Annotated in this window: 30 protein-coding genes and 1 tRNA gene; 25 read left to right on the top strand and 6 right to left on the bottom strand. The window is 60.2% G+C overall.

The annotated features are described in order from the left end of the window. The first annotated feature begins 40 nt into the window (after positions 1–40). The 12 genes from J1N02_RS17485 to J1N02_RS17430 all read left to right on the top strand — a co-directional run bounded on the left by J1N02_RS17485 (position 41) and on the right by J1N02_RS17430 (position 10,038). Positions 41–1,027, top strand: a complete 987-nt coding sequence (locus tag J1N02_RS17485; RefSeq protein ID WP_027606868.1) for an NAD(P)/FAD-dependent oxidoreductase — start codon at positions 41–43, stop codon at positions 1,025–1,027. Beyond that, entirely contained in the window at positions 1,024–1,239 is a 216-nt protein-coding gene (locus J1N02_RS17480; RefSeq protein WP_027606869.1) for a TIGR02450 family Trp-rich protein, read from the top strand. Before J1N02_RS17485 ends, J1N02_RS17480 begins: the two co-directional genes overlap by 4 nt. A 111-nt stretch (positions 1,240–1,350) precedes the next feature. Further along, positions 1,351–2,316 (top strand): YbgA family protein, encoded by a 966-nt coding sequence (locus J1N02_RS17475; protein WP_065924059.1) that lies wholly within the window; start codon positions 1,351–1,353, stop codon positions 2,314–2,316. A gap of 15 nt (positions 2,317–2,331) precedes the next feature. Next, entirely contained in the window at positions 2,332–3,261 is a 930-nt protein-coding gene (locus J1N02_RS17470) for a MerR family transcriptional regulator (RefSeq protein ID WP_027606871.1), read from the top strand. Next, on the top strand, positions 3,262–4,704 hold the full coding sequence (phrB, locus tag J1N02_RS17465) for a deoxyribodipyrimidine photo-lyase (RefSeq protein ID WP_421147524.1): 1,443 nt from the start codon (positions 3,262–3,264) through the stop codon (positions 4,702–4,704). It abuts the gene before it with no gap. After that, entirely contained in the window at positions 4,697–5,119 is a 423-nt protein-coding gene (locus tag J1N02_RS17460) for a nuclear transport factor 2 family protein (RefSeq protein WP_027606873.1), read from the top strand. Before phrB ends, J1N02_RS17460 begins: the two co-directional genes overlap by 8 nt. Then, positions 5,116–5,898 (top strand): SDR family NAD(P)-dependent oxidoreductase, encoded by a 783-nt coding sequence (locus J1N02_RS17455; RefSeq protein WP_421147523.1) that lies wholly within the window; start codon positions 5,116–5,118, stop codon positions 5,896–5,898. The genes J1N02_RS17460 and J1N02_RS17455 overlap by 4 nt, the downstream gene beginning before the upstream one ends. Then, positions 5,895–7,142 (top strand): NAD(P)/FAD-dependent oxidoreductase, encoded by a 1,248-nt coding sequence (locus tag J1N02_RS17450; protein WP_108573863.1) that lies wholly within the window; start codon positions 5,895–5,897, stop codon positions 7,140–7,142. Before J1N02_RS17455 ends, J1N02_RS17450 begins: the two co-directional genes overlap by 4 nt. Then, positions 7,139–7,948, top strand: a complete 810-nt coding sequence (locus J1N02_RS17445) for a DUF1365 domain-containing protein (RefSeq protein ID WP_421147522.1) — start codon at positions 7,139–7,141, stop codon at positions 7,946–7,948. Before J1N02_RS17450 ends, J1N02_RS17445 begins: the two co-directional genes overlap by 4 nt. Continuing rightward, positions 7,935–9,206 (top strand): class I SAM-dependent methyltransferase, encoded by a 1,272-nt coding sequence (locus tag J1N02_RS17440; RefSeq protein ID WP_421147521.1) that lies wholly within the window; start codon positions 7,935–7,937, stop codon positions 9,204–9,206. Before J1N02_RS17445 ends, J1N02_RS17440 begins: the two co-directional genes overlap by 14 nt. Then, positions 9,199–9,678 carry a DUF2878 domain-containing protein gene (locus tag J1N02_RS17435; protein ID WP_421147520.1) on the top strand — a complete coding sequence of 160 codons (480 nt, stop codon included), beginning with the start codon at positions 9,199–9,201 and terminating at the stop codon, positions 9,676–9,678. Before J1N02_RS17440 ends, J1N02_RS17435 begins: the two co-directional genes overlap by 8 nt. Before the next feature lie 54 nt (positions 9,679–9,732). Next, positions 9,733–10,038 carry a YkgJ family cysteine cluster protein gene (locus tag J1N02_RS17430; protein WP_027606879.1) on the top strand — a complete coding sequence of 102 codons (306 nt, stop codon included), beginning with the start codon at positions 9,733–9,735 and terminating at the stop codon, positions 10,036–10,038. Positions 10,039–10,112: 74 nt separating this feature from the next. Here J1N02_RS17430 and J1N02_RS17425 read toward each other — a convergent pair whose 3' ends face one another. The 6 genes from J1N02_RS17425 to hemA all read right to left on the bottom strand — a co-directional run bounded on the left by J1N02_RS17425 (position 10,113) and on the right by hemA (position 15,467). After that, on the bottom strand, positions 10,113–10,631 hold the full coding sequence (locus J1N02_RS17425; protein WP_027606880.1) for an acyloxyacyl hydrolase: 519 nt from the start codon (positions 10,629–10,631) through the stop codon (positions 10,113–10,115). A gap of 103 nt (positions 10,632–10,734) precedes the next feature. Further along, positions 10,735–11,529, bottom strand: coding sequence for a glutamate racemase (gene murI, locus J1N02_RS17420; RefSeq protein WP_421147519.1), 795 nt, complete (start codon positions 11,527–11,529; stop codon positions 10,735–10,737). Then, a complete protein-coding gene (locus J1N02_RS17415; protein WP_098480396.1) occupies positions 11,522–12,277 on the bottom strand; it encodes a molybdopterin-synthase adenylyltransferase MoeB in 756 nt (251 codons plus the stop codon). The genes murI and J1N02_RS17415 overlap by 8 nt, the downstream gene beginning before the upstream one ends. Further along, positions 12,271–13,101, bottom strand: coding sequence for a peptide chain release factor N(5)-glutamine methyltransferase (gene prmC / locus J1N02_RS17410; RefSeq protein WP_027606883.1), 831 nt, complete (start codon positions 13,099–13,101; stop codon positions 12,271–12,273). Before prmC ends, J1N02_RS17415 begins: the two co-directional genes overlap by 7 nt. After that, complete coding sequence (gene prfA / locus J1N02_RS17405; RefSeq protein ID WP_027606884.1) at positions 13,102–14,184, bottom strand: peptide chain release factor 1; 1,083 nt, start codon at positions 14,182–14,184, stop codon at positions 13,102–13,104. Beyond that, complete coding sequence (hemA, locus tag J1N02_RS17400; RefSeq protein WP_027606885.1) at positions 14,181–15,467, bottom strand: glutamyl-tRNA reductase; 1,287 nt, start codon at positions 15,465–15,467, stop codon at positions 14,181–14,183. The genes prfA and hemA overlap by 4 nt, the downstream gene beginning before the upstream one ends. Positions 15,468–15,649: 182 nt before the next feature. Here hemA and J1N02_RS17395 point away from each other — a divergent pair, with 182 nt between their 5' ends. From J1N02_RS17395 to J1N02_RS17335, 13 genes are all read left to right on the top strand, one after another. Continuing rightward, a complete protein-coding gene (locus tag J1N02_RS17395) occupies positions 15,650–17,374 on the top strand; it encodes a tetratricopeptide repeat protein (protein ID WP_421147518.1) in 1,725 nt (574 codons plus the stop codon). Between the two features lie 4 nt (positions 17,375–17,378). Further along, positions 17,379–17,996: a lipoprotein insertase outer membrane protein LolB gene (lolB, locus tag J1N02_RS17390; protein ID WP_027606887.1), complete on the top strand. Its 618-nt coding sequence runs from the start codon at positions 17,379–17,381 to the stop codon at positions 17,994–17,996. Between the two features lie 49 nt (positions 17,997–18,045). Then, positions 18,046–18,849: a 4-(cytidine 5'-diphospho)-2-C-methyl-D-erythritol kinase gene (gene ispE / locus J1N02_RS17385; protein WP_205885421.1), complete on the top strand. Its 804-nt coding sequence runs from the start codon at positions 18,046–18,048 to the stop codon at positions 18,847–18,849. A gap of 37 nt (positions 18,850–18,886) precedes the next feature. Further along, positions 18,887–18,961: transfer RNA gene (locus J1N02_RS17380), tRNA-Gln, on the top strand. Positions 18,962–19,007: 46 nt separating this feature from the next. After that, the gene (locus tag J1N02_RS17375; protein WP_003171603.1) at positions 19,008–19,949 is read left to right on the top strand and encodes a ribose-phosphate pyrophosphokinase; all 942 of its coding nucleotides are present in this window, start codon (positions 19,008–19,010) and stop codon (positions 19,947–19,949) included. Positions 19,950–20,087: 138 nt separating this feature from the next. After that, positions 20,088–20,687 carry a 50S ribosomal protein L25/general stress protein Ctc gene (locus tag J1N02_RS17370; protein WP_027606889.1) on the top strand — a complete coding sequence of 200 codons (600 nt, stop codon included), beginning with the start codon at positions 20,088–20,090 and terminating at the stop codon, positions 20,685–20,687. A 167-nt stretch (positions 20,688–20,854) separates the two neighbouring features. Further along, complete coding sequence (gene pth, locus J1N02_RS17365; protein WP_010213318.1) at positions 20,855–21,439, top strand: aminoacyl-tRNA hydrolase; 585 nt, start codon at positions 20,855–20,857, stop codon at positions 21,437–21,439. A gap of 22 nt (positions 21,440–21,461) precedes the next feature. After that, positions 21,462–22,562, top strand: coding sequence for a redox-regulated ATPase YchF (ychF, locus tag J1N02_RS17360; RefSeq protein WP_027606890.1), 1,101 nt, complete (start codon positions 21,462–21,464; stop codon positions 22,560–22,562). Between the two features lie 311 nt (positions 22,563–22,873). After that, positions 22,874–23,797, top strand: coding sequence for a sigma 54-interacting transcriptional regulator (locus J1N02_RS17355; RefSeq protein ID WP_146478132.1), 924 nt, complete (start codon positions 22,874–22,876; stop codon positions 23,795–23,797). Between the two features lie 220 nt (positions 23,798–24,017). Further along, complete coding sequence (locus J1N02_RS17350; protein ID WP_133822121.1) at positions 24,018–24,230, top strand: hypothetical protein; 213 nt, start codon at positions 24,018–24,020, stop codon at positions 24,228–24,230. A gap of 110 nt (positions 24,231–24,340) precedes the next feature. Then, positions 24,341–24,709 carry an EscI/YscI/HrpB family type III secretion system inner rod protein gene (locus J1N02_RS17345; protein WP_027606892.1) on the top strand — a complete coding sequence of 123 codons (369 nt, stop codon included), beginning with the start codon at positions 24,341–24,343 and terminating at the stop codon, positions 24,707–24,709. A gap of 5 nt (positions 24,710–24,714) precedes the next feature. Next, on the top strand, positions 24,715–25,515 hold the full coding sequence (gene sctJ / locus J1N02_RS17340; RefSeq protein WP_421147517.1) for a type III secretion system inner membrane ring lipoprotein SctJ: 801 nt from the start codon (positions 24,715–24,717) through the stop codon (positions 25,513–25,515). Positions 25,516–25,528: 13 nt separating this feature from the next. After that, positions 25,529–26,065, top strand: a complete 537-nt coding sequence (locus tag J1N02_RS17335) for a type III secretion protein (protein ID WP_421147516.1) — start codon at positions 25,529–25,531, stop codon at positions 26,063–26,065. Positions 26,066–26,076 lie beyond the last annotated feature (11 nt).

Genomic DNA, 26,076 nt, shown 5'->3' with positions numbered 1-26,076 from the left:
GTCGGCGTAGCCTGTACCCAACGGTAAAACGAGGCCTCCCATGACTGTCCCCATCGCGATCATCGGCACCGGCATCGCCGGTCTCTCCGCCGCCCGAGCGTTACAAGACGCCGGGCACGTTGTACAACTCTTCGATAAAAGCCGCGGCAGCGGCGGCCGCATGTCCAGCAAGCGCAGCGACGCCGGCGCATTGGACATGGGCGCCCAATACTTCACCGCCCGCGACCGACGCTTCGTCAACGAAGTGCAGCGCTGGCAAAGCAACGGCTGGGCCGAGCAGTGGAAGCCCCAGCTGTACAACTTCAAGTCCGGCCAACTCACGCCCTCCCCCGATGAACAGATCCGCTGGGTCGGCACGCCGCGCATGAGCGCCATTACCCGCGCCCTGCTCGATGACCTGCCGGTGGAGTTCGGTTGCCGGATCACCGAAGTGTTCCAAGGCAAGCAACACTGGAACCTGCTGGATGCCGACGGCGAAAACCACGGCCCGTTCAGCCATGTGATCATCGCCACGCCTGCGCCCCAGGCCACGGCCCTGCTGGCGGCAGCGCCCAAATTGGCGAGTGCCGCCGCCGGCGTGAAGATGGACCCGACCTGGGCCATTGCCCTGGCCTTCGACAAGCCCCTGGATACCCCTATGGAAGGCTGCTTCGTGCAAGACAGCCCGCTGGACTGGCTGGCGCGCAACCGCAGCAAGCCCGGGCGCGATACGACCCTCGACACCTGGGTGCTGCATGCCACCAGCACCTGGAGCAAGGCCCACCTGGACCTGTCCAAGGACGCGGTCATCGAACACCTGCACGGCGCCTTCGCCGAATTGCTGCACAGCGCCATGCCCGCACCGTCCTTCAGCCTGGCCCACCGCTGGCTCTACGCACGGCCGTCAGCCGCCCATGAGTTCGGGGTGCTGGCCGACGCCGACCTGGGCCTGTACGTGTGTGGCGACTGGTGCCTCTCGGGCCGCGTGGAAGGGGCGTGGCTCAGTGGCCAGGAAGCCGCGCGACGGTTGATCGAGCACCTGCAATGAACCGCATCAACCCGGCCAAATTGCTGCTGTCGAAGTGGACGGCAGCCCGGCCCCGCAACAAGGAAAAACACTTTCTGGTGACCGAACTGTTTCGTGACGAAGACGGCACAGTGCTGGAAATCGAGTTGCAAGCCGTGATGACCCTGCGTGCCCAGCGCCTGGCCTGGCAAACCCTGCAAAATGCCGAGGCTTGGCAAATCGGCTGGAAATAGCCCCGCGCAAATACTTGTACAAAATATTTGACTTGTACAGCATCAAACCTATGATGAGATTTAGTTGTACAGATTTCAGATCTTGTACAGGAATCTTGCAGAGGTTTGGCCATGCCCAGCACACCGTCCATCAAGCCGAAGATTGGCATCAGCGCCTGCCTGCTGGGCGAGAACGTGCGTTTCAATGGCGGTCACAAGCAGTCCCAGCTATGCAGCGAGGTCCTCGCCGAGTACTTCGACTTTGTGCCGCTGTGCCCGGAAGTGGCGATCGGCCTCGGTATCCCCCGTGAAACCATTCGCCTGGTGGGCGATGCCGAACAGCCCCAGGCCGTCGGCACCGTACACCACGAGCTGAATGTCACCGCGCCGCTGGACGCATACGGCCGCAAAATGGCCGCCGAACACACTGACCTGTGCGGCTACATCTTCATGCAGAAGTCGCCGTCCTGCGGCCTGGAACGCGTCAAGGTCTACCGTGAAAACGGAGCGCCGGTGGAGGGCGGCGGGCGTGGCATCTACGCCCAGGCGTTCTGCGCGCGCCACCCGAACCTGCCTGTGGAAGAAGACGGCCGCCTGAATGACCCGGTACTGCGGGAAAACTTCCTGACCCGCGTCTTCGTCTACGCCAGTTGGCAGCAACTGCTGGCCGAGGGCCTGACCCGCCACCGCCTGCTGGCGTTTCACGCGCGCTACAAGTATTTGCTGATGGCCCACAGCCTGATGCACTACAAGAGCCTTGGCCACCGCCTCGGCAGCATGGCCAGGGACGTCAACCTCGACGAGGTGGCCGCCTGCTATTTCAGCGACTTGATGACCGGTCTGAAAAAGTGCGCCACCCGCGGCACCCACACCAACGTGCTGCAACACATCAGCGGCTACCTCAAGCAGGCCATCAGCGCCGATGACAAACAGGAAATGCAGACGGTCATCAGCCAGTATCACCAGGGCATCGTGCCGCTGGTGGTGCCGTTGACCCTGCTCAAGCATCACTTTCGCCAACACCCGGACCGCTACATCGCGCAGCAGGCCTACTTGCAGCCGCACCCGGAAAATCTCAGCCTGCGTAATGCGATCTAAACCATGAAAAGCGTCATGACCGCTATCTTGCAAGACGAACCCGGCGCAGACATCGCCCAAGCCCTCGAAGACGGCTGGCTGCCGATTCGTGAAGTGGCGCGCCAGACCGGCGTCAACGCCGTGACCCTGCGCGCCTGGGAGCGCCGTTATGGCCTGATCGTGCCCCAGCGCACCCCCAAGGGCCATCGGCTGTTCAATGCGGACCATGTCCAACGCATCCACACCATCCTCACCTGGCTCAATCGCGGCGTGCCGGTCAGCCAGGTCAAAGGCCTGATCGATTCCGCCCAGGCCCTTCCCGATGCCGTCGAGAACGAGTGGCACGCCTTGCGCCAGAACCTGGTACAGGCCGTCAGCGAACTGGCCGAACGCCGGGTGGACGATGTGTTTAACCAGGCGATGGCGCTGTACCCGCCGCGCACCCTGTGCGAGCAATTGCTGCTGCCGTTGCTGCAGGAGCTGGAACAGCGCTGGCAAGGCCAGTTTGGCGCACAGATGGAGCGGGTGTTTTTCCTGTCCTGGCTGCGCAGCAAGTTCGGTGCACGCATCTACCACAACAACCGGCAGTTGCACGGCGCGCCGCTGCTGCTGGTCAACCACTCCGACCTGCCCCTGGAGCCGCACCTGTGGCTCAGCGCCTGGCTGGCCAGCAGCGCCGATTGCCCGGTGGAAGTCTTCGACTGGCCGTTGCCCACCGGCGAGCTGGCCCTGGCGGTGGAACACCTGCAACCGCGCGCCGTGCTCCTGTATTCGAGCATGGCCCTGCAATTGCCGGCACTGAGCAAGCTGCTGGCTGGCGTCAATTGCGCAAAACTGCTCGTCGGACCCACGGTCTGCATCCACCAGACCGAGCTGTCCGTATTAACCCAAGACATTGCGCAATTGTTCGTGGCCGAAGACCCGTTGTCGGCCCATCAGCTCCTGATCCAGCGTGGACTTATCTAAATGCACTTGATCTGGCTGCGCACCGACTTGCGCCTTCACGACAACACCGCCCTGGCCGCGGCCTGCCAGCGAGGCCCGGTGGCGGCCGTGTACCTGGTCACGCCCGAGCAATGGCTGGCCCATGACGATGCCCCCTGCAAAGTGGATTTCTGGCTGCGCAACCTGCAGCACTTGAGCCAGGCCCTGGGCGCCCTGAACATTCCCTTGCTGATCCGCCATGCCGCTGACTGGGATCAGGTTCCCGCCATGTTGAGTCAACTGTGCCGGGAACTGGCCGTGGAGTCGGTGCACGTCAACGAGGAATACGGCATCCATGAAAGCCGTCGCGATGCCGCCGTTGCCAAGGCCCTGGAGGCCGTCGGCGTGACGTTCCACAGCTACCTGGACCAACTGCTTTTCCAACCGGGCAGCGTGCTGACCAAGACCGGCACCTACTTCCAGGTGTTCAGCCAGTTCCGCAAGGTCTGCTACGCGCGCCTGCACAGCGCCCTGCCGCGTCGGGTCGCAACGCCCAAGGCCCAAGCCGCGCTCGCGCTCAAGAGCGATCCGATTCCCGAACAGGTCGACGGCTTCGAACCGCCCAGCGACACCTTGCGCGCCCTCTGGCCCGCCGGCGAAGACGAAGCCCGCCGCCGCCTCGACGCCTTTGCCGACCAGCAGATCAGCTACTACAAAGACGAACGGGACTTTCCGGCCAAGCCCGGCACCAGCCAGCTCTCCGCCTACCTGGCCGCCGGTGTGGTTTCGCCGCGCCAATGCCTGCACGCCGCCCTGCAAACCAACCAGGGCGAGTTCGAAAGCGGCGACATCGGCGCCATCACCTGGATCAACGAACTGCTATGGCGTGAGTTCTACAAGCACATTCTGGTCGGCTACCCGCGGGTCTCCCGTCACCGCGCTTTCCGTCCCGAGACCGAAGCCCTGGCCTGGCGCGATGCGCCCGAGGACCTCGCCGCCTGGCAACAGGCGCGCACCGGCCTGCCGATCATCGATGCCGCGATGCGCCAGTTGCTGGAAACCGGCTGGATGCATAACCGCCTGCGCATGGTAGTGGCGATGTTCCTGACCAAGAACCTGTTGATCGACTGGCGCGAAGGCGAGCGCTTCTTCATGCGCCACCTGATCGACGGTGACCTCGCCGCCAACAACGGCGGCTGGCAATGGAGTTCATCCACCGGCACCGATTCGGCGCCGTATTTCCGGATTTTCAGCCCGCTGAGCCAGTCGGAAAAATTCGACGGCGACGGCGTGTTTATCAAGCGCTGGCTGCCGGAGCTGGCCACGCTGAACAAGAAGGAAGTGCACAACCCGCAAGCGCTCGGCGGCCTGTTTGGCGTGGCGGATTACCCGCGCTCGATTGTCGACCTGAAAAAATCCCGCGAACGCGCCCTCGCAGCCTTTCGCAACCTGCCTTCACGCCAGGAGGTCGCCGAACATGAGTGACTTCCTGCGCCGCTTCGCCCAGGCCTTTGCCTCGCTGGACAAGCACAATCTGCAGCTGCTCGACAGCCTCTACAGCCAGGACATCGCGTTCACTGACCCACTGCATGAAGTCCATGGACTGACCGCGCTGCACACGTATTTCGCCGAGTTGTACAGCAACGTCAGCCAGCTGCGCTTCGACTTCCATGGTTTCGACCAGGTGGCCGAAGGCGAAGGTTACCTGCGCTGGAACATGAGTTTCTGCCACCCGCGCCTGGGCAAAGGCAAGGTCATCCGCGTGGAGGGCTGCTCGCATTTGATGTGGCGTGACAAGGTGTACCGCCACCGCGATTACTTCGACGCCGGCGCCCTGTTGTACGAACACCTTCCCGTGTTGGGTGGGGTCGTCAGTTGGTTGAAAAGGAGAGTGGGATGAACGCACTGCCGCCCCGTCGTTATTGGCTGACCGGTGCCAGCAGTGGCATCGGTGCTGCGCTGGCCGTGGAGCTGCTCAACAGCGGCGCCCACGTGGCCCTCAGTTCACGCACCAAAGGCCCGCTGGAAGCACTCGCCCAACGGTACCCCGGCCAGGTGCTGGTGGTGGCCGGCGACCTGACCAACAGCCAGACCGTGCGCGAGATCGGTGAACACATCGGCGCGACCTGGGGTTCGGTCGACACCGTCATCCTCAACGCCGGCACCTGTGAATATGTCGACGCCAGGCAATTCGATGCCTCGATTATCGAACACGTGGTGCGCACCAACCTGCTGGCCAGCAGTTACTGCATTGAAGCGGCGCTGCCGTTGTTGCGCGCCGGGCGCACGCCACACCTGGTGGGCGTCGCCAGCGCCGTGACCTACCTGCCGATGCCACGGGCCGAAGCGTATGGCGCGTCCAAGGCCGGGCTGCGCTACCTGTTCGAATCCCTGCGCATCAGCCTGTCGACCGAAAACATTGATGTCACGGTGATCAGCCCGGGCTTCGTCGACACCCCACTCACCGAGCGCAATGACTTCCCGATGCCCCTGAGCTGGTCAGCCGACAAGGCTGCGCGGCATATCTTCGCCAAGCTGGAAAAACGCCCGCTGGAGATCGCCTTCCCCGCGCTGTTTATCGCCACGCTGTGGCCGCTGTCGAAACTGCCGAACCGCGCGCAATTGATCATCGGCAAACGCATGTTGCGCAGCCCGCCACCGAAAAAGGACGACCTGTGAAGATCGCCATTATCGGCAGCGGTATCGCCGGGCTGACCAGTGCCTACCTGCTCAGCCGCCGCCACGACATCACCCTGTTCGAGGCCGGCGACCGTATCGGCGGGCACACCCACACGGTCAACGTCACCGTCGAGGGCAAACCCTATGCCGTGGACACCGGCTTCATCGTGTTCAACGACTGGACCTACCCCAACTTCATCCGCTTGCTGGGGCAGATCGGCGTGACCTTCAAACCCACCGAGATGAGCTTTTCGGTGTGCGATCAGGGCAGCGGCTTCGAGTACAACGGCAACAACCTCAACAGCCTGTTTGCCCAGCGCCGCAATATCCTCTCGCCGGGCTTCTGGGGCATGCTGCGTGACATCCTGCGCTTCAATCGCCAGGCGCCGCTGGACCTGCAAGAGCAGCGCATCAGCGCCGAGATGACCTTGGGTGACTACCTCGAAGCCGGGGGCTACGGGCCACGGTTTATCCGGCATTACATCGTGCCGATGGGCGCGGCGATCTGGTCGATGTCCCTGGCGGACATGCTCGACTTTCCGTTGCAGTTCTTTGTGCGTTTCTTCAAGAACCACGGTTTGCTCTCGGTGAACAATCGGCCGCAGTGGTGCGTGATCGAGGGTGGCTCCAGCCGTTATATCGAACCGTTGACCCGCAGCTTTCGCGAGCAGATCCGCCTCGACTGCCCGGTGCATCTGGTCGAGCGTGACGCAGAGGGCGTAATCATTTACAGCGCCGCCGGCACCGAAGCCTTCGACAAGGTGGTGTTCGCCTGCCACAGCGACCAGGCACTGGCCCTGCTCGGCGACCCAAGCCAGGCCGAGCAGGAGATCCTCGGCGCCCTGCCCTACGCCGACAATGACGTGGTGCTGCACACCGACACGCGCCTGCTGCCCGAGCGCAAACTGGCCTGGGCCAGCTGGAACTACCGGCTGAGCGGCGACACGCAGACCCAGGCCGCTGTCACCTATGACATGAACATCCTGCAAGGCATCGACAGCGCCACCACCTTTTGCGTCAGCCTCAACCAGACCTCGATGATCAACCCGCTGAAGATCCTCGCGCGCTATACCTACGCCCACCCGCAATACAGCCTGGCCGCCGTGGCCGCACAAGCACGCTGGGAAGAACTGAACGGCACCCGCCATACCTGGTACTGCGGCGCCTATTGGGCCAACGGCTTCCATGAAGACGGCGTCGTCAGCGCCCTGCGCGTAGCCGAAGCCTTCGGGGAAAGCCTGTGAACAGCGCCCTGTACAGCGGCTGGATCGCCCATCGGCGGTTTGCCCCCAAGGCTCATGCCTTTCGCTACCGCATCGGCCTGCTGTATCTGGACCTCAGCGAACAAGACGAAGTGCTCGGGCTGTCGCCCCTGGCCGGTGCAAGTCGCCTGGCGCCCTTCGGCTTTCGCCAGCAGGACTACCTGCGTGAATTCACGCGCCACGGCATGAGTTTGACCGATGCCGTGCGCCAGGAAGTCGGCAAGGCCCTGGGGCATACACCCCTGGGCGTTATCTGCCTGCTGACCCAGGCCCGCAGTTGGGGCCTGGCTTTTAACCCGGTGAGTTTCTTCTACTGCTTCGAGGCCGATGGGCAACTGGCCGCGATCCTGTGCGAAGTGACCAACACCCCATGGCGCGAGCGCTATCACTACGTGCTGCCGGCCCAGGCCCTCGGCGCGGATCAGCACCAACACTTCGCCGTGGCCAAGGCGTTTCACGTGTCGCCGTTTTTGCCGCGCGACCTGGAATACCGCATGAGCTTCAGCCCGCCCGCCACCAGGCTCGGCGTGCACATGGCCGATTGGCAGGGCGAGGTGAAAGTCTTCGACGCCACCTTGAGCCTGCACAGGGAAACGCTGAACCGCGCCAGCCTGCACCGTTACCTGTGGCGCTATCCGTGGATGACCGCCAAGACCTGCCTGGCCATCTATTGGCAGGCCCTGCGCCTGTTGCTCAAGCGCACACCGATTTTTTCCCATCAGGCCGCCGACGGCGCCTCTCGCACAGCTGTCGGGTACACCAAGGATCGCCGCCATGAAATCCCCTAGCTTATCGGTCAAGACCCACCGCCTGAACGTCAACGGCATGACCGGTGCGCTGCTGCGCAAGGGCGTGCTGCGCCAACTCAGCCAACTGCGCCATGGCCAGTTGGTGGTGATCGAGGACGGCGAGCGCCAGGTATTCGGCGCACGGGAAGCGCACCTGCTGGGGGAAATCCAGATTGTCGATTCGGCGGTCTGGGGGCTGGTGGCGGCCAACGGCTCCATCGGTGCGGGCGAGGCCTTTATCCACGGCTATTGGACCAGCCCGGACCTGACGGCGGTGGTGCGGGTGATGGTGAGTAACCTGGATGTGCTCGATGCAATGGAGGGTGGCCTGGCGAGATTGGCACGGCCGTTCACCCAAGGCCTGCACTGGCTCAACCGCAACACGCGCAAGGGCTCGCAGAAAAACATCGCCGCCCACTACGACCTCGGCAATGAGCTGTTCGAAGAATTCCTCGACCCGACCATGATGTATTCGGCCGCGCAGTTCCTGACGCCCGACGACAGCCTGGAACAGGCGCAACTGAACAAACTGCAACGCATCTGCCAGAAGCTCGCGCTCAAGCCCACCGATCATCTGCTGGAAATCGGCACCGGCTGGGGCAGCATGGCGCTGTATGCGGCGCAGCAGTACGGCTGCAAAGTCACCACCACGACCTTGTCCAAAGAGCAGTTCGCCTACACCGAAAAACGCATCACCGCCTTGGGCCTGCAAGACCAGGTCACGTTATTGCTGCAGGACTACCGCGACCTGACCGGCGAGTACGACAAGCTGGTGTCCATCGAAATGATCGAAGCGGTGGGCCATCGGTTCCTGCCGACCTACTTCAAGCAGTGCGCGCACCTGCTCAAGCGCGATGGCCTGATGTTGCTGCAAGCCATCACCATCCGTGAGCAACGCTTTGAACAGGCGAAGAACAGCGTCGACTTTATCCAGCGCTATATCTTCCCCGGCGGCGCCTTGCCCAGTGTGCAGAACATGCTGCATATCGTCAGCCGCGACACCGACATGAACCTGTTGCACATGGAGGACTTCGGCCTGCACTACGCGCGAACCCTGCGCCTGTGGCACGAGAACTTTCGCCACGCCCACGGCCGCCTGACGGAGTTGGGCTACGACGAATATTTCCTGCGACTGTGGGAGTTTTACCTGTGCTACTGCGAGGGCGGCTTTATGGAGCGCACCATTGGCACGGCGCAATTGCTGTTGGCCAAACCGTCGGCCATCAACCCTCCGTTGCTCGGGCGCTTCAGTGCTTAAACCACTGATCAATGCCGTGCTGTTCCAGTGCGGGTGGTTTGCCTGCGTACTCGGTGGCGATAGCCCTTGGTTGCTGGTGGGGCTGGCGGTGCTGGCAATCCACCTGCTGTGGATAAGTTCGTGGGCCACCGACGGCGCGCTGATTATCCGCGTGACGCTGCTGGGCACGCTACTGGATACGTTGCTGCGCAGCCTGGGGGTGTTTCACTTCAGCGAGCCCGGACCGCTGATTCCCTTTTGGCTGATCCTGCTGTGGGCGGTGCTGGCCACCACCCTGCGCCATTGCCTGGCCTGGAGTGCACGGCCCTGGTGGCGTGCGGCCGCATTGGGGGCGATCGGGGGGCCGTTGTCGTATTACGCCGGGAGCCAGTTGGCGGGCGTGCATTTTGGCTACCCACTGCTACCCACCCTGGCGGGGCTGGCGCTGCTTTGGGCGGCGGTGTTCGTCGGACTGCATCGGCTGGCGCGCTGACGCCTGTCAGACCTTTCACACCTGCGTCACCCGCTTGCCTTACACTGCGCGCCTATGACCAACATCCCCCACATCCAGATCACCGAACCCGCCGTCACCTGCTCGACCTGCGCGGCCTGCTGCTGCCAGTTGGAAGTGATGCTGATCACCGACACCGGCGTGCCGGAGCGCTATATCGACACTGACGATTGGGGCGGTGAAGTGATGCTGCGCCTGGACGACGGCTGGTGCGCGGCGCTGGATCGGGACACGATGATGTGCACGATTTACGAACGTCGGCCGTTGATTTGCCGGGAGTTCGAGATGGGTGCACCGGAGTGCCTGACCGAACGCGAAGGCATCGCCACGGCCTACCGCTGATCTCAGGCCAGTGAGGACCTTAATGTGGGAGGGGGCTTGCCCCCTCCCACACTGTCTTGCAGCGTTCCTGGGAATTACAGCGGCATGGTGTAGTGCAGCGAGTAGCTTTCTACACCATCGTTATTGCTGCTGATCCCGGCATTGGAGTAGTGCGTGGCGCGAATGCCGACTTCATGCCCACCGGTGAAGCGCAGGCCAAAGCCCAGGCGGTCTTCGAACTGGAAAGCCTGGCCGATGTTGTTGTCTTCCAGCTTGGTACGGGAAAACACTGCCACGCCAATCCCGGCTTCGATGTAGGGCTTGACCGACTGGCCGGCAAACTCATACACAAATACCGGCGAGAACGACAGGCTGCTGGCACCTGCACGGTCATCACCCTCCCAATAGGTATAGGCGCCGCTCCAATAGCCGGTCAGGCGACCGACGTCGCTCTGCATCCAGCTTTTATCCCAATCCGAGGTCAGGCCCAGCCGATAGGTCAACGTCGAATCGCTGGTGCTGCCCACCCCAAACTCCAGGCCTGCAGCCTGGGCCGAAACAGAGTGTCCCACCACTACGGCCGCAATCGCGGCCAAACAGAACAAGCGCTTCATAAGAAACAGTCCTTTGAAAACAAAGTTTGTATGAATTTTTACAGGCCATCTCGCTATAGAAGCTGACGCACACTCAGAAGTTCAGCGACATTTCACGAAATTTTCACGACCCGAAGCTTCGCACAACTGCAGAATGTTTCCATAGTGTCGGTAGGATATTTCTTAGGTGATACACATCACCACTGGTCCAGAACTGTGCAGGCTCAGGATCGCCGAGGGCCAGCAGTTCGCGTTCGCCCAGCAAACGCTTGAGCTGTCGCGCGACAGCAGCGCCGGTGTCGATGAGGATGATGCTGGCGGGCAGCATCTGCGCCAGCAGCGGCTTGAGGAAGGGATAGTGGGTACAGCCGAGGATGATGGTGTCGCAGCCGGCGCTGAGCAGCGGGTCGATATAGCCCTGCAACAACTGACGCAGGGCCGGGCTGTCCAGATCACCGGTTTCAATCAGCTCCACCAGGCCCGGGCACGGCTGGGTGATCACCCGCACATCGGTGGCAAACCGATCGAGCAACGCGGCGAACTTGGCGCTTTGCAGGGTGCCGGTGGTGGCGAGCACCCCGACCACGCCACTGCGCGTGGCCGCCGCGGCGGGTTTGACCGCAGGCTCCATGCCCACCAGGGGCCAATCGGGGTAGTCCTGGCGCAAATCCGCGACGGCCGCCACGGTCGCGGTGTTGCAGGCGATCACAAAAGCCTTGGCGCCCTGCTCGCGGAAAAATTCGGCGACAGACCGGGAACGCTCAAGAATGAACGCCGGGGTTTTCTCGCCGTAGGGTATATGCCCGCAATCGGCCACGTACAACAGGGACTCGTGGGGCAGCAATTGCTGGATCTCAGCCAGCACCGACAAGCCGCCGACACCAGAATCGAACACACCGATTGGCGCCTCCTTACCCATGTTGCGTCCCGCAGACACTGCAAGCGGGATCACGCTTGACCCGCAGTTCGCGAAAACGTGTGGTCAACGCATCGATCAGCAACAAGCGGCCTACCAGCGGCTCGCCGAAACCCGCCAGCAACTTCAAGGCCTCCAGGGCTTGCAGGCTACCGACCAGGCCCACCAGTGGGCCGACCACACCCGCTTCGCTGCAGGTCAGTTCAGTGTCGCTGCCGTGCCCGTATAAACAGTGATAGCACGGGCTTTCGGCACGACGTGGATCGAACACCGACAGTTGCCCTTCAAGCCGGATCGCCGCGCCGCTGATCAATGGCCTGGCCGCCGCCACACAGGCAGCATTGACGGCCTCGCGGGTGGAGAAGTTGTCGCTGCAATCGAGCACTACGTCCACACCCGCCACCGCCGCCGCCAAGGTATCGGCATCCAGCGCGATGGGATGGGCGACCAAGGTGATTTCGGGGTTGAGGGCACTCAGGCGGCGCATGGCCGAATCGACCTTGGCCTGCCCGACGCTGTCGGTGTCATGGATGATCTGGCGTTGCAGGTTGGTGAGGTCGACGGTGTCGAAATCCGCCAGGTGCAACTCACCGACACCCGCGGCGGCCAGGTACATCGCCACCGGGGCACCCAGGCCACCAAGGCCGACGATCAACGCGCGGCCGTTTTTCAGGCGCAATTGGCCGTCGATGTCGACATGCTGCAACAGAATCTGTCGGCTGTAGCGCAACAGCTCCTGATCGGTCAGCACGGCCGGCGTCCCAGGGAGATGCGTTCGTGACCGCCAAGGTCGATGCGGCTGTGCACCTGCTCGAAGCCTTGGCTCAGCAACAGGTCGCGCACCGCGCCAGCCTGGTCGTAACCGTGCTCCAGCAGCAGCCAACCCGCCGCGTTCAGGTGGGCCGGGGCCTGGGCGATGATCAACCGCAGGTCATCCAGGCCATCATGGCCCGCCACCAAGGCGCTGGCCGGCTCGAAACGCACATCGCCCGCCACCAGGTGCGGATCGTTGGCGGCGATGTAGGGCGGGTTGCTGATGATCAGGTCGTAGGCGTGGCCTGCCAGGGCGCTGAACCAATGGCTGTTGATCACCGTGGCGTTATGGAGGTGCAGGCGCTGGCGATTGCGCTCGGCCAGCGCCACGGCTTCCAGCACGCGATCGACGGCCGTGACGTGCCAGGCCGGACGCTCGCTGGCCAGGGCCAGGGCGATGGCGCCGCTGCCAGTACCGAGATCGAGGACCTTGACCGGTGTGGCCGGTAACAATTCCAGGGCCGCTTCCACCAGCAGCTCGGTGTCCGGACGCGGGATCAGCGTGTGGGGCGCGACCTCCAGGTCCAGCTTCCAGAAACCTTGCTGACCGAGGATATAGGCGACCGGCTCGCCGGCGCGGCGGCGTTGCAGGTAGCCGGCAAACGCCAGGGCGTGTTCGCTGCTGACGATTTTTTCCGGCCAGGTGTGCAGGTAGCTGCGGGACTTGCCCAAGGCCGCCGCCAGCAATAACTCGGCATCCAGGCGCGCCGTGGGCGAGTCGGGCAGGTCGGCGGCGCGCAACAGGCTGGCGATAATGGTCATTTATTCACCTATCGCCGCCAGCTGATCGGCCTGGTATTCGGCGAGCAGTGGCTCGATCACCGCATCCACGCCACCGGCGAGAATCTCGTCCAGGGAATAAAGGGTGAGGTTGACCCGGTGGTCGGTGACCCGGCCCTGAGCAAAGTTGTAGGTACGGATGCGCTCGGAGCGGTCGCCCGAGCCCACCAGCAATTTGCGCTCGCTGGCAATCGCGTTGGCGGCGGCGCTGGTCTGCTGGTCATTGAGCTTGGCCGAGAGCCAGGACATGGCCCGTGCACGGTTCTTATGCTGGGAACGTTCTTCCTGGCACTCCACCACGATGCCCGACGGCAAGTGGGTGATACGAATCGCCGAATCCGTCTTGTTGACGTGCTGGCCACCGGCGCCCGACGAGCGGTAGGTATCGACCCGCAGGTCGGCCGGGTTGATCTCGATGGCTTCCTGCTCGTCCGGCTCGGGCAACACGGCCACGGTGCAGGCCGAGGTGTGGATGCGACCTTGGGATTCCGTCGCGGGAACGCGCTGCACACGATGGGCACCGGACTCGAACTTCAGCTTGCCATAGACGTTGTCGCCTTCGACCCGCGCGATGACTTCTTTATAGCCGCCGTGCTCACCTTCGTTCTCGGACAGGATCTCGACCCGCCAACCGCGACGCTCGGCATAACGCGAATACATGCGGAACAGGTCGCCGGAGAAAATCGCCGCTTCATCACCGCCGGTGCCGGCACGGATTTCAAGGAACACATTGCGCCCGTCGTTGGGGTCTTTGGGCAGCAGCATGCGCTGCAGGTCACCTTCCAGCTCGGCCAACTTTTCCTTGGCCTCGCGGACTTCTTCCACGGCCATTTCACGCATGTCCGGGTCGCTGTCCTTGAGCAGCGCCTGGGCGCCTTCAAGGTCGGCCTGCACTTTGGTGAGATTCTTGTACGTGGCCACAATGGGCTCAACTTCGGCGTATTCCTTGGAATAGGCGCGGAACTTGGTTTGATCGGAAATGACTTCGCCGTCGCCGAGCAAGGCGGTCAGTTCTTCGAAACGGTCCTGGAGCACGTCCAGTTTATTGAGCAGTGACGCTTTCATTGCGATTTTTTATCCGAAGAGCTGGGCGCGCCCTCACCGAGGGCAAAGAGTTCCTGGGCCATGGCCAGCGCATCGAGGCGGCCTTCGGCAGTCAGTTTTTTTAATTGTACGCTGGGCGCATGCAGCAACTTGTTGGTCAGGCCGCGGGCCAGTTGCATCAGCACCTCCTCGGCGCTGCTGCCGTTGGCGAGCAGGCGCTGGGCCTTGATCAACTCTTCATCACGCAGGCGTTCGCCCTGCTGACGATACGCCTTGAGCACGTCCACCGCCGCCAGCTCACGCAGGCGCACCATGAACTCTTCGGCACCGACGCTGACCATCTCTTCAGCCGCCTGGGCAGCGCCCTGGCGACTCTTGAGGTTTTCGGCGACCACTTCATGGAGATCGTCGACGCTATAGAGGTAAACGTCGTCCAACTCGCCGACTTCGGGCTCGATATCCCGGGGAACGGCAATGTCCACCATGAAGATCGGCTTGTGCTTGCGCAGTTTCAGCGCGCTTTCCACCGCGCCCTTGCCGAGGATCGGTAGCTGGCTGGCGGTGGAGCTGATGACGATATCGCTGCGCACCAGTTCGGCCGGGATGTCCGACAGCAGCACCGCATGGGCGCCGAACTGCTCGGCGAGAATGCTGGCGCGCTCCAGGGTACGGTTGGCGACCACGATGCGCTTTACGCCCAGGTCATGCAGGTGGCGGGCAACCAGGGTGATGGTCTCACCGGCGCCGATCAACAGCGCCTGGCTGCGCTGCAGGTCGCTGAAGATCTGCTTGGCCAGGCTGACGGCGGCAAACGCCACGGACACCGGGTTTTCACCGATGGCGGTGTCGGTGCGCACTTGCTTGGCGGAATTGAAGGTGGCCTGGAACAGACGCCCCAGCAGCGGACCGACGGTACCGGCCTCGCGCGCCACGGCATAGGCGGATTTCATCTGGCCCAGGATCTGCGGCTCGCCCAACACCAGCGAATCGAGACCGGATGCCACGCGCATCATGTGACGAACTGCCGCATCGTCTTCGTGCACATAGGCGCTCGCGCGCAGGTCGTCGAGGCTCAAATGGTGATAATCGGCCAGCCAGCGCAGTACCACATCCGCCGAGAGATGTTCCTGCTCTATATAAAGCTCACTGCGATTGCAGGTCGAAAGGATCGCAGCTTCGCGGCTGTCGGTGAGACGGCAGAGCTGCTGCAAGGCCTCAACCAACTGCTCTGGCGTAAACGCCACGCGCTCGCGCACGTCTACGGAAGCAGTCTTGTGGTTAATACCGAGTGCGAGGAAGGCCATTCAATATCGCTGATGATGTCGGGAAGCCGACAATTGTCCTACTTCGAAAGATTCAGAACAACCACCGTCGTCTATTGTCCTAATGCCTTGTGTCTATAAAGGCATCAACTGAGACTCGGTTATGTTTGGCCGAAGGCTTGTGTCATGATGATCCGACCGCAGGTTAGTCGTCCTCTTCCTATATGAATAGATCTTCCGCGTTGCTCCTTGCTTTTGTCTTCCTCAGCGGCTGCCAGGCCATGGCACCCGTGTCGCCGGACGGTACACCGCCGGTGGAAGACAGCACACCCGCCCCTGAAAAGCCCAAGGTTTATTCCTCGTTCAGTGAAGAAACGGTGTTCAGCCTGCTCAGTGCGGAACTGGCCGGCCAGCGCAATCGCTTCGATATTGCGCTGGATAACTACGTGACCCAGGCCATCAACACCCAGGATCCGGGAGTTTCCGAGCGGGCGTTCCGCATTGCCGAGTACCTCGGGGCCGATCAGGCCGCGCTGGATACTTCGTTGATCTGGGCAAAGAACGCGCCGGACGATCTGGAAGCCCAACGGGCAGCCGCCATTCAATTGGCGCGGGCCGGGCGCTATGACGACTCCATGGTCTATATGGAGAAAGTCCTGCAAGGCAAGGGCGACACCCATTTCGACTTCCTCGCGCTGTCGGCTGCCGACACCGACCAGGACACCCGCAATGGCCTGATGAAGAGTTTCGACCGCCTGCTGCAAAAACACCCGAAGAACAGTCAACTGGTGTTCGGCAAGGCCCTGCTGCTGCAACAGGATGATGAAGCCGAAGCCGCATTGAAGCTGCTGGAACAGAACCCGCCGGAAGACGGCGAGATCGCGCCGATTCTGCTGCGCGCGCGCCTGTTGCAGAACCTCAACCGCGGCAAGGAAGCGATTCCACTGCTGGAAAAAAGCATCAAGAAATACCCGGACGACAAGCGCCTGCGCCTGACTTACGCACGCACGCTGGTGGAGCAGGACCGCATGGAGGACGCCAAAGTGCAGTTCGCCAACCTGCTCCAGCAATACCCGGATGACGATGAACTGCGTTATTCCCTGGCACTGGTGTGCCTGGAAGCCAAGGCCTGGGACGAGGCCAAGGGTTACCTGGAAGAGCTGATCGAGCGCGAAAGTCATGTCGACTCGGCGCACCTGAACCTGGGTCGCATCGCTGAAGAGCGCAGCGACCCGCAGGCCGCCCTGCTCGAATACGCACAGGTCGGCCCAGGCAACGACTACCTGCCGGCCCAACTACGCCAGGCCGACATCCTGATGAGCAACGGGCGTACCGATGAGGCAGAAAAACGCCTGGCCGCTGCACGGGATGCCGAACCGGACTACGGGATCCAGCTTTACCTGATCCAGGCCGAGACCTTGTCAGCCAATAATCAGGGCGAGCGCGCCTGGAAGGTGCTGCAACAGGCCTTGCTGCAATTCCCCGACGATTTGAACCTGCTGTACACCCGTGCCATGCAGGCGGAAAAACGCAATGACCTGGCGCAGATGGAAAAAGACCTGCGCCTGATCATCAAGCGCGACCCGGACAACGCCATGGCCCTGAATGCCCTGGGCTACACCTTGTCCGACCGCACCACGCGCTACGACGAAGCCAAGGCGTTGATCGAGCAGGCGCACAAGCTCAACCCGGAAGACCCGGCCGTACTCGACAGCCTGGGCTGGGTGAACTATCGCCTGGGTAACCTCGACGAAGCCGAACGCTTGCTGCGCCAGGCCCTGGAGCGCTTCCCCGACCAGGAAGTCGCTGCACACCTGGGCGAGGTGCTGTGGGCCAATGGCAAGCAGCGCGAAGCCCGCCAGATCTGGGAAAAATTCCTCAAGGAACAACCCGAAAGCCCCATCCTGCGCGGCACCATCAAGCGCCTGACCGGATCCGAGACCCTTTAAGCTTATGTTCTTGCGCCACGTTATCGTTTTCAGCTTCATCGCCCTGCTCGCCGGTTGCGCGGGCTTCGGTGCCCGCGAATCCGTTGAGGGCCAGGGCAACCCGGCGCAATGGAAGCAGCACAAGGATCAGCTCGGCAGCATCGACGGCTGGCAGATCGAAGGCAAAGTCGGGGTTCGCGCACCGAAAGATTCCGGCAGCGGCACCTTGTTCTGGCTGCAACGCCAGGATTACTACGACATTCGCTTGTCCGGCCCCTTGGGGCGTGGCGCCGCGCGCCTGACCGGCCGCCCGGGACAAGTCAGCCTCGAAGTCGCCAACCAGGGTCGCTACGAGGCCACCTCGCCCGAAGCGCTGCTGGAAGAGCAGATTGGCTGGAAACTGCCTGTCTCGCACCTGGTGTGGTGGGTCCGCGGCTTGCCCGCGCCGGACAGCAAGAGCCGCCTGAGCCTCAACGGTGACAGCCGCCTGGCCACCCTGGAACAGGATGGCTGGCAGGTCGAGTACCTCAGCTACGTGGAACAGGGCGGTTATTGGCTGCCAGAGCGCATCAAGCTGCATGGCACCGACCTTGACGTCACGCTGGTGATCAAGGACTGGCAACCGCGCAAGCTGGGGCAATAACGTGGCCGTACAAAAACTGACCCTGCCCTCTCCTGCCAAACTCAATCTGATGCTGCACATTCTCGGTCGCCGTGAAGACGGCTACCACGAGCTGCAGACACTGTTTCAATTTCTCGACTACGGCGATGAGCTCACCTTCGCCCTGCGCGACGATGGCGTGATCCAGCTGCACACTGAATTCGAAGGCGTGCCCCACGACAGCAACCTGATCGTGAGGGCCGCGAAAAAACTCCAGGAGCAGTCCGGCTGTTCCCAGGGCATCGATATATGGATCGATAAGATTCTGCCCATGGGTGGCGGAATCGGTGGTGGCAGCTCGAATGCAGCGACCACACTGTTGGGTCTGAACCATTTGTGGCAACTGGGCTGGGACCATGATCGCCTGGCTGCGCTGGGCCTCACGCTGGGCGCCGACGTCCCGGTTTTCGTGCGTGGACACGCCGCTTTTGCTGAGGGCGTGGGGGAAAAACTCACCCCGGAATACCCCGAAGAGCCGTGGTATGTCGTGCTTGTCCCGCAAGTATCTGTAAGTACAGCAGAAATTTTTTCAGATCCGCTGTTGACACGTAACTCTCCTCCCATTAAAGTGCGCCCCGTTCCCAAGGGAAACAGTCGAAATGACTGCTTACCGGTTGTAGCAAGGCGTTATCCAGAGGTACGTAACGCTTTGAATTTGTTAGGTAAATTTACCGAAGCAAAATTAACCGGAACTGGAAGTTGTGTGTTTGGGGGCTTCCCAAGCAAAGCTGAAGCTGATAAAGTCTCGGCCCTTCTTACAGAGACCCTTACAGGGTTTGTAGCAAAAGGAAGCAACGTTTCGATGTTGCATCGCAAGCTGCAAAGTCTGCTCTAAAAGGAATCGAGTACTGGGTACTCGTTGCAACAGATACAGGGGCGTCGCCAAGCGGTAAGGCAGCAGGTTTTGATCCTGCCATGCGTTGGTTCGAATCCAGCCGCCCCTGCCATTTTCTAATACTCATCCAGGTTACCCTCAGCCTCTAGGTACTGCGCGTGTCCAAGATGATGGTCTTTACGGGGAACGCCAACCCCGATCTGGCTCGACGTGTCGTACGTCAGCTGCATATCCCTCTCGGTGACATCTCTGTCGGTAAATTCTCCGACGGCGAAATTACAGCCGAGATCAATGAAAACGTCCGCGGTAAAGACGTCTTCATTATCCAGCCGACCTGCGCTCCGACCAACGATAACCTGATGGAACTCGTCGTGATGGCTGATGCCTTCCGCCGCTCCTCAGCGACTCGAATCACAGCTGTAATCCCTTACTTTGGTTATGCCCGCCAGGATCGCCGTCCGCGTTCCGCACGTGTGGCTATCAGCGCGAAAGTCGTTGCTGACATGCTGACCGTGGTAGGTATCGACCGTGTGCTCACGGTTGACCTGCACGCTGACCAGATCCAGGGGTTCTTCGATATTCCGGTAGATAACATCTACGGCTCCCCCGTCTTGGTGGATGACATCGAAGACCAGCGCTTTGAAAACCTGATGATCGTGTCCCCGGACATTGGTGGCGTCGTGCGTGCACGGGCTGTTGCCAAATCCCTGGGCGTGGACCTCGGGATCATCGACAAACGCCGTGAGAAAGCCAATCACTCTGAAGTGATGCATATCATCGGTGATGTCGAAGGGCGTACCTGTATTCTGGTTGATGACATGGTCGACACCGCCGGCACCCTGTGCCACGCGGCCAAAGCCTTGAAAGAGCACGGTGCTGCTAAAGTCTTCGCCTACTGCACACACCCTGTGCTGTCGGGCCGAGCGATCGAGAACATCGAGAACTCCGTGCTGGACGAACTGGTGGTGACTAACACCATCCCGTTGTCCGCCGCTGCTCAAGCCTGTGCGCGTATCCGTCAACTGGATATCGCACCGGTAGTTGCCGAAGCGGTTCGCCGCATCAGCAATGAAGAATCGATCAGCGCGATGTTCCGCTAAGGGTCAAACCTTCGGAACACCTCACTGACGAAAAGCGCCCCGCCCCAGCATACTGTTGGGGCGGGGCTTTTTTGCCCATATCGCCTTTAGCGCTGGTCGCAAACGCTGGGGCGAATGTGGTTATTTTGGAGATACAACATGAACGATTTTACTCTGAATGCTGAAGTGCGTTCCGACCTGGGGAAAGGTGCGAGCCGCCGCCTGCGTCGTCTCGCAAGCCTGGTTCCAGCTGTAGTTTACGGTGGCGACAAAGCCCCTGAATCCATCAGCATGCTGGCTAAAGAAGTTGCCAAACTGCTCGAAAACGATGCGGCCTACAGCCACGTTATCGAACTGAACGTTGGCGGCAAAAAGCAAAACGTCATCATCAAAGCCCTGCAACGTCACCCATCCAAGGGTCACGTTCTGCACGCTGACTTCGTACGCGTCGTAGCCGGCCAGAAACTGACCGCTATCGTGCCTGTGCACTTTGTTGGCGAAGAAGCTCCGGTCAAGAAAGGCGGCGAGATCTCTCACGTCCTGAACGAAATCGAAGTGACTTGCCTGCCGAAAGACCTGCCTGAGTTCATCGAAGTCGACCTGTCGGCTCTGGAAATCGGCGCAATCATCCACCTGTCCGACCTCAAGGCTCCTAAAGGCGTTGAGTTTGTCGCACTGGCTCACGGTGATGACAAAGCTGTTGCAAACGTACACGCTCCACGCGTTGCTCCAGAAGCTGAAGAAGGCGCTGCAGAGTAATTCACTCTGTATTGCCGGAGCTTGAGGAAACATCGCGGACCGAAACGTAGCGAGAAAGCGGGCGATAACGCGGCGTTTACTCTTGAGTAAATGATCTCTTGTCGTCCACTTTCGCCGCACGCAGGTGTAGCGATGTTATCCACAACTCCAAAGGAAGGGCCCCTGTCGTGACTGCCATTAAACTGATCGTTGGCCTGGGAAATCCAGGCGCCGAATACGAACAGACCCGGCATAACGCGGGGGCCCTTTTTGTTGAGCGCATCGCCCACGCCCAAGGTGTAAACCTGGTGGCCGATCGCAAATATTTTGGCCTGACCGGACGCTTCTCGCATCAGGGTCAGGATGTTCGTCTGTTGATTCCCACCACCTACATGAACCGCAGCGGCCAGGCTGTAGCGGCGCTTGCGGGCTTCTTCAGGATCAAACCCGAAGAAATCCTGGTGGCCCATGACGAACTGGACCTGCCACCCGGCGTTGCCAAGCTCAAGCTCGGCGGCGGGCACGGCGGGCACAATGGCCTGCGCGACATCATCGCGCAGTTGGGCAATCAGAATAATTTTTACCGCCTGCGGCTCGGCATTGGCCACCCAGGCGTCGCCAGTATGGTTTCAAATTTCGTCCTGGGTCGTGCGCCACGCGCCGAACAGGAAAAACTCGATGCCAGCATCGACTTTGCCCTCGGCGTGCTGCCGGATATCTTCGCCGGTGAATGGAACCGCGCGATGAAAAACCTGCACAGCCAGAAGGCCTGACTTTTTTCCGAGGGGAAACACCATGGGATTCAATTGCGGCATCGTCGGCCTGCCCAACGTCGGCAAATCCACCTTGTTCAACGCTTTGACCAAGTCCGGTATTGCGGCGGAGAACTTCCCCTTCTGCACCATCGAACCCAACAGCGGCATCGTGCCGATGCCCGATCCGCGCCTGGACGCACTGGCGGCCATCGTCAATCCCAAGCGCATCCTGCCGACCACCATGGAGTTCGTCGACATCGCAGGCCTGGTAGCCGGCGCGTCGAAAGGTGAAGGCCTGGGCAACAAGTTCCTGGCCAACATCCGTGAAACCGATGCCATCGCCCACGTGGTCCGCTGCTTTGAAGACGAGAACGTGATTCACGTCTCCAACAGCGTCGACCCGAAACGCGACATCGAGATCATCGACCTGGAACTGATCTTCGCCGACCTCGACAGCTGCGAGAAGCAACTGCAGAAAGTCGCGCGCAACGCCAAAGGCGGCGACAAGGACGCAGTGGTCCAGAAAGGCCTGCTGGAACAGTTGATCGCGCACTTCACCCTGGGCAAGCCGGCACGCAGCCTGATGAAGACCATGGGCGCTGACGAGAAGGCCGTGGTCAAGGGTTTCCACCTGCTGACCACCAAGCCTGTGATGTACATCGCCAACGTCGCTGAAGACGGCTTCGAGAACAACCCTCTGCTCGACGTGGTCAAGGCCATCGCCGACGAAGAAGGCGCCATCGTGGTGCCGGTGTGCAACAAGATCGAAGCGGAAATCGCCGAACTGGATGACGGCGAAGAGAAAGACATGTTCCTTGAGGCCCTGGGCCTGGAAGAACCTGGCCTGAACCGCGTGATCCGCGCCGGCTACGAAATGCTCAACCTGCAGACCTACTTCACCGCCGGTGTCGAAGAAGTCCGCGCCTGGACCGTAAAAGTCGGCGCCACTGCGCCACAGGCTGCCGGTGTGATCCACACCGACTTTGAAAAAGGCTTTATCCGTGCGGAAGTGATCGCCTACAACGATTTTATCCAGTTCAAGGGTGAGGCCGGTGCCAAGGAAGCGGGTAAATGGCGTTTGGAAGGTAAGGAATACATTGTTAAAGATGGCGATGTGATGCACTTCCGCTTTAACGTGTAAACGCTACCTGCGAAGTCTACGACAAATAAAAAAGCCGATGCACTGCATCGGCTTTTTTGTAGGTGAAACTTCCTAACATAGGACAAGCATCGTTCACACTTCACTACCAGACTTCCCCTACTTACCCCCTCCGCCTTTAATGCAGCCAGGCAGTTGCACAATTTAAACTCAATAATGCCGGGGTTTTCCTACATTATTCCGGCCCACACTTACGTCAATATCCCCGTATAAGTTCTATACCCTCATTCCTGATTGACGAGCATAGACTGTCCTCTCAACACTGAAGTCGAGCGATAATGGAGAACTCTTCGATGTCGGTCTCCACCCTTGGAGAAAATGAAAAAGATACTTCACTCTTCGAAGACACGGATATTGAAAACACACTGAGCAGCACGGCCCCCCTCAACATAGACATACTGTTGCTGGGAGAAACCGGCACTGGCAAAGATACCCTGGCGCAGCGGGTTCACCGCCTATCGACACGGCGGGGCAATTTTGTCGCGGTCAATTGTGCGGCTATTCCTGATAGCCTCGCCGAAAGCCAATTGTTCGGCGTCAACAGCGGTGCCTATACCGGCGCCATCCAGTCCCGTGCCGGTTTTATCGAGGCAGCCCATCTCGGCACCCTGTACCTCGATGAGATCGATAGCATGCCGTTGAACCTGCAAGCCAAACTGCTGCGCGCGCTGGAGTCGCGGGGGGTAGAGCGCCTGGGCTCAACCCGCTTCATCCCGGTGGACATGCGTGTGATCGCGTCTGCCCAACAATCGCTCCACCAGATGGTCGAACTCGGAACCTTCAGGCGCGATCTGTACTTCCGTCTGAATGTCGTCAACATCCAGCTTCCAGCCTTGCGTGATCGGCGAGAGCACATCATCCCGTTGTTCCTGGAGATGATTCAGCAGGAAGCCCACCGGTTCAAACGCACTGCCCCGCCGCCCACTGACGGGCTGCTGCAACAACTGCTGTGCCACACCTGGCAGGGTAATGTTCGGGAGTTACGTTCTACGGCCAAGAGGTTCGTGCTGGGCCTGCCACCGTTTTCTACCTCGGTGAGCGACCAACAGAAAATCCAGATGGGCCTGAAGGCACGCCTACAACACGTTGAAAAAGCGTTTATTGAGGAGTCGTTGCGCAGGCATCACCACTGTGTAGAAACCGTCGCGGTTGAACTGGGTGTTGCCAAGCGCACGCTGTACTACAGGATGAAACAATTAAATATATCATTAATGTAGAAAAACTGTTCCAGCTAAGTGCCTCGCCTAACTAGACACCAGCGCATCTAAAAAAACACATTTAGGAACATCTATACCGAGCAATATTCGGAACCATTTCCTTCTAGCAACCACACACTCATCGTCAGATTCAAGTTGTAGAGAAACATGTCACAGACTCAATACAATTTGCTCTCCTGACGGTTAGTACCACTTAAATACCTTAAGATAGGAAGTTATTATGAGCGCAATTTCCGCTTCAAGCCCTGTTTCTTCTGGCTACGCCACAAATAATTACGCTTCACCAACGTCATCGGATTTGTCCGGAGCAATGGGCGGAGGCGACGATGATCTGATAGCCCAAGCAAAAGCTGTCGGCAGGGACGGTGCGATGAAAATGCTTGATATGAAAGCGTTTAACAACGTCACATCGGCCGCTAAAGCAGTCCAATAATAAAAGCACCTCTCCGAGCTGATGATTGGAGAGGTGCTTGTACTGCTTGAATGATTCAATCGTTAACGTCAGCGACAAAAAAACTATCGCCCCCACACAGTAGACTTCACATGTGGATAGAAAATATTGAGTCTTCAGTATCTGACGAGACTGTCGAGAGGAACGACAAGACGTCTGAATTTTTGGCGCTGGATACGGATGTCAACTTTTTCAGCTCAATGCTAGAACACTCATTCCCGGCTACCTCCGCCTCAGGAAAAAGAGGCCTGCCGACGGCGCTGATAGAAGCGATTGAGCCGCTCAATATCACAAGAGCGCGTCTTGCGCGAGCACTGAAATCCACAAACAAGCAGATAAATATCCAAGAACTTAAAAAATTTCCGGGAGAGCTTTCCGGTGCGGTTCTCACGTCTCAACTACTGGTAAAAACCCTTGGCAAGACAACTCAAGGCATCGACAAGATTTGCAATATGCAATAGTGAACATGAATAGATTGTTATCCGCCGCGCTGATTTTTTTTATTACGTTGATATTAAGCGGTTGCGGTGACCGCGTTGAACTTCATCGTCAGCTCTCTGAACAAGAGGCCAATGAGGTCATAGCAGAATTGGCAGATAAACATATTCGAGCCTTAAAAATCCCGGCCAAAGATGGTGTCGTCGTGGCGGTTAACGCAATCGATATCGGACGCGCCGTACGTACCTTGGAAGCCGCCGGTCTACCGAGAATGGCCCGGGCAACATTGGGCGATACCTTTCGCAAGGAAGGCGTTATTTCCACACCATTGGAGGAGCGCGCACGTTACATCTATGCCTTGTCCCAAGAGCTTGAGGCGACCTTCTCTAACATCGACGGCGTTATCGTTGCGCGGGTACACGTAGTGTTGCCCGAACGCATCGCACCTGGGGAACCTGTCCAACCCGCATCCGCGTCAGTATTCATCAAGCATGATCCGCGCCTGGATCCCGATAACATCCAAGCACGCATTCGCAGAATGGTGGCAAGCAGCATCCCTGGCATGACCACAGCAGTGGAAAATCCGCAAAAACTGACCGTGGTATTTGTACCTGCCACCGCTTACCAGGAACAGCAGCGCCTCGTGTATTTTGGCCCTTTCCTGGTACCCAGCGATGACCTGGGGTTTTGGCGCAACAGCACAGTCTTCACTCTGCTAGCCATGGTTGCCGTCGTGAGCACCGGACTATTCCTACGCAATCGGCGTCAGCGTCTTGTAAAAGGTGCGTCCGTGGCAGGCGAATCGACTGGCCTCTCCCATGACGTCTAGACCCGTCAATCCAATGAGCGAACATCTGGCCTGGGCTCAATGGTGGGCATTCCCATGGAAGTATGCCCACGCGGACTGGAGAGGCGAAAAATACCCAGCGATCAGCACGCTATATCACCTTGGACGGTTGGCGCCGGGCAACCTCACGGGGGTTGCAACCTGCTTGCCTGCTGCCCCTCACCCTACCGTGCTTCGCCTGGCCCTCGCCTCAACTGAGCAACTCGACCTGGCGATGACACTGATTCACGACACCTTTAATCCTGAGGCAGCAGCCCCCTTGAGCAACAGCCATCATCTGTGGTGCATGCGTCTGTCCAAGGCGCTGCCCCCAGCCATGCTGCCTTGCGACGCTGATCCATTGCAATTGCTCCATAGCTGGGTGGAACCGGCGACTTGGCAACGTCTTCGGTTGCGCTTCCCACGTGAGCGTGTAGGTGATGTCGAAAAAAGAAATATCTCATTCGAGAACGCCAGCAGCCGCCTGAACACACTGTGGCAAGCCGTGGTCTGGCGCGTGACGAATTTGGCAAGCGACCCCACGCCCCCCTGAATCGAAGGGGT

Source organism: Pseudomonas sp. NFX5 (assembly GCF_049132125.1).
Lineage (GTDB): Bacteria > Pseudomonadota > Gammaproteobacteria > Pseudomonadales > Pseudomonadaceae > Aquipseudomonas > Aquipseudomonas marginalis.
The sequence above is the reverse complement of the archived record's forward strand: the minus strand, read 5'-3'. Positions and strand labels throughout refer to the sequence as shown.

Coding starts and splice junctions, on each gene's coding strand:
- J1N02_RS17485 (WP_027606868.1), top strand. CDS start 41: ATGACTGTCCCCATCGCGATCATCGGCACCGGCATCGCCGGTCTCTCC.
- J1N02_RS17480 (WP_027606869.1), top strand. CDS start 1,024: ATGAACCGCATCAACCCGGCCAAATTGCTGCTGTCGAAGTGGACGGCA.
- J1N02_RS17475 (WP_065924059.1), top strand. CDS start 1,351: ATGCCCAGCACACCGTCCATCAAGCCGAAGATTGGCATCAGCGCCTGC.
- J1N02_RS17470 (WP_027606871.1), top strand. CDS start 2,332: ATGACCGCTATCTTGCAAGACGAACCCGGCGCAGACATCGCCCAAGCC.
- phrB (WP_421147524.1), top strand. CDS start 3,262: ATGCACTTGATCTGGCTGCGCACCGACTTGCGCCTTCACGACAACACC.
- J1N02_RS17460 (WP_027606873.1), top strand. CDS start 4,697: ATGAGTGACTTCCTGCGCCGCTTCGCCCAGGCCTTTGCCTCGCTGGAC.
- J1N02_RS17455 (WP_421147523.1), top strand. CDS start 5,116: ATGAACGCACTGCCGCCCCGTCGTTATTGGCTGACCGGTGCCAGCAGT.
- J1N02_RS17440 (WP_421147521.1), top strand. CDS start 7,935: ATGAAATCCCCTAGCTTATCGGTCAAGACCCACCGCCTGAACGTCAAC.
- J1N02_RS17430 (WP_027606879.1), top strand. CDS start 9,733: ATGACCAACATCCCCCACATCCAGATCACCGAACCCGCCGTCACCTGC.
- J1N02_RS17425 (WP_027606880.1), bottom strand. CDS start 10,631: ATGAAGCGCTTGTTCTGTTTGGCCGCGATTGCGGCCGTAGTGGTGGGA.
- murI (WP_421147519.1), bottom strand. CDS start 11,529: ATGGGTAAGGAGGCGCCAATCGGTGTGTTCGATTCTGGTGTCGGCGGC.
- prmC (WP_027606883.1), bottom strand. CDS start 13,101: ATGACCATTATCGCCAGCCTGTTGCGCGCCGCCGACCTGCCCGACTCG.
- prfA (WP_027606884.1), bottom strand. CDS start 14,184: ATGAAAGCGTCACTGCTCAATAAACTGGACGTGCTCCAGGACCGTTTC.
- hemA (WP_027606885.1), bottom strand. CDS start 15,467: ATGGCCTTCCTCGCACTCGGTATTAACCACAAGACTGCTTCCGTAGAC.
- J1N02_RS17395 (WP_421147518.1), top strand. CDS start 15,650: ATGAATAGATCTTCCGCGTTGCTCCTTGCTTTTGTCTTCCTCAGCGGC.
- lolB (WP_027606887.1), top strand. CDS start 17,379: ATGTTCTTGCGCCACGTTATCGTTTTCAGCTTCATCGCCCTGCTCGCC.
- ispE (WP_205885421.1), top strand. CDS start 18,046: ATGCTGCACATTCTCGGTCGCCGTGAAGACGGCTACCACGAGCTGCAG.
- J1N02_RS17370 (WP_027606889.1), top strand. CDS start 20,088: ATGAACGATTTTACTCTGAATGCTGAAGTGCGTTCCGACCTGGGGAAA.
- ychF (WP_027606890.1), top strand. CDS start 21,462: ATGGGATTCAATTGCGGCATCGTCGGCCTGCCCAACGTCGGCAAATCC.
- J1N02_RS17355 (WP_146478132.1), top strand. CDS start 22,874: ATGTCGGTCTCCACCCTTGGAGAAAATGAAAAAGATACTTCACTCTTC.
- J1N02_RS17350 (WP_133822121.1), top strand. CDS start 24,018: ATGAGCGCAATTTCCGCTTCAAGCCCTGTTTCTTCTGGCTACGCCACA.
- J1N02_RS17345 (WP_027606892.1), top strand. CDS start 24,341: ATGTGGATAGAAAATATTGAGTCTTCAGTATCTGACGAGACTGTCGAG.
- sctJ (WP_421147517.1), top strand. CDS start 24,715: ATGAATAGATTGTTATCCGCCGCGCTGATTTTTTTTATTACGTTGATA.
- J1N02_RS17335 (WP_421147516.1), top strand. CDS start 25,529: ATGAGCGAACATCTGGCCTGGGCTCAATGGTGGGCATTCCCATGGAAG.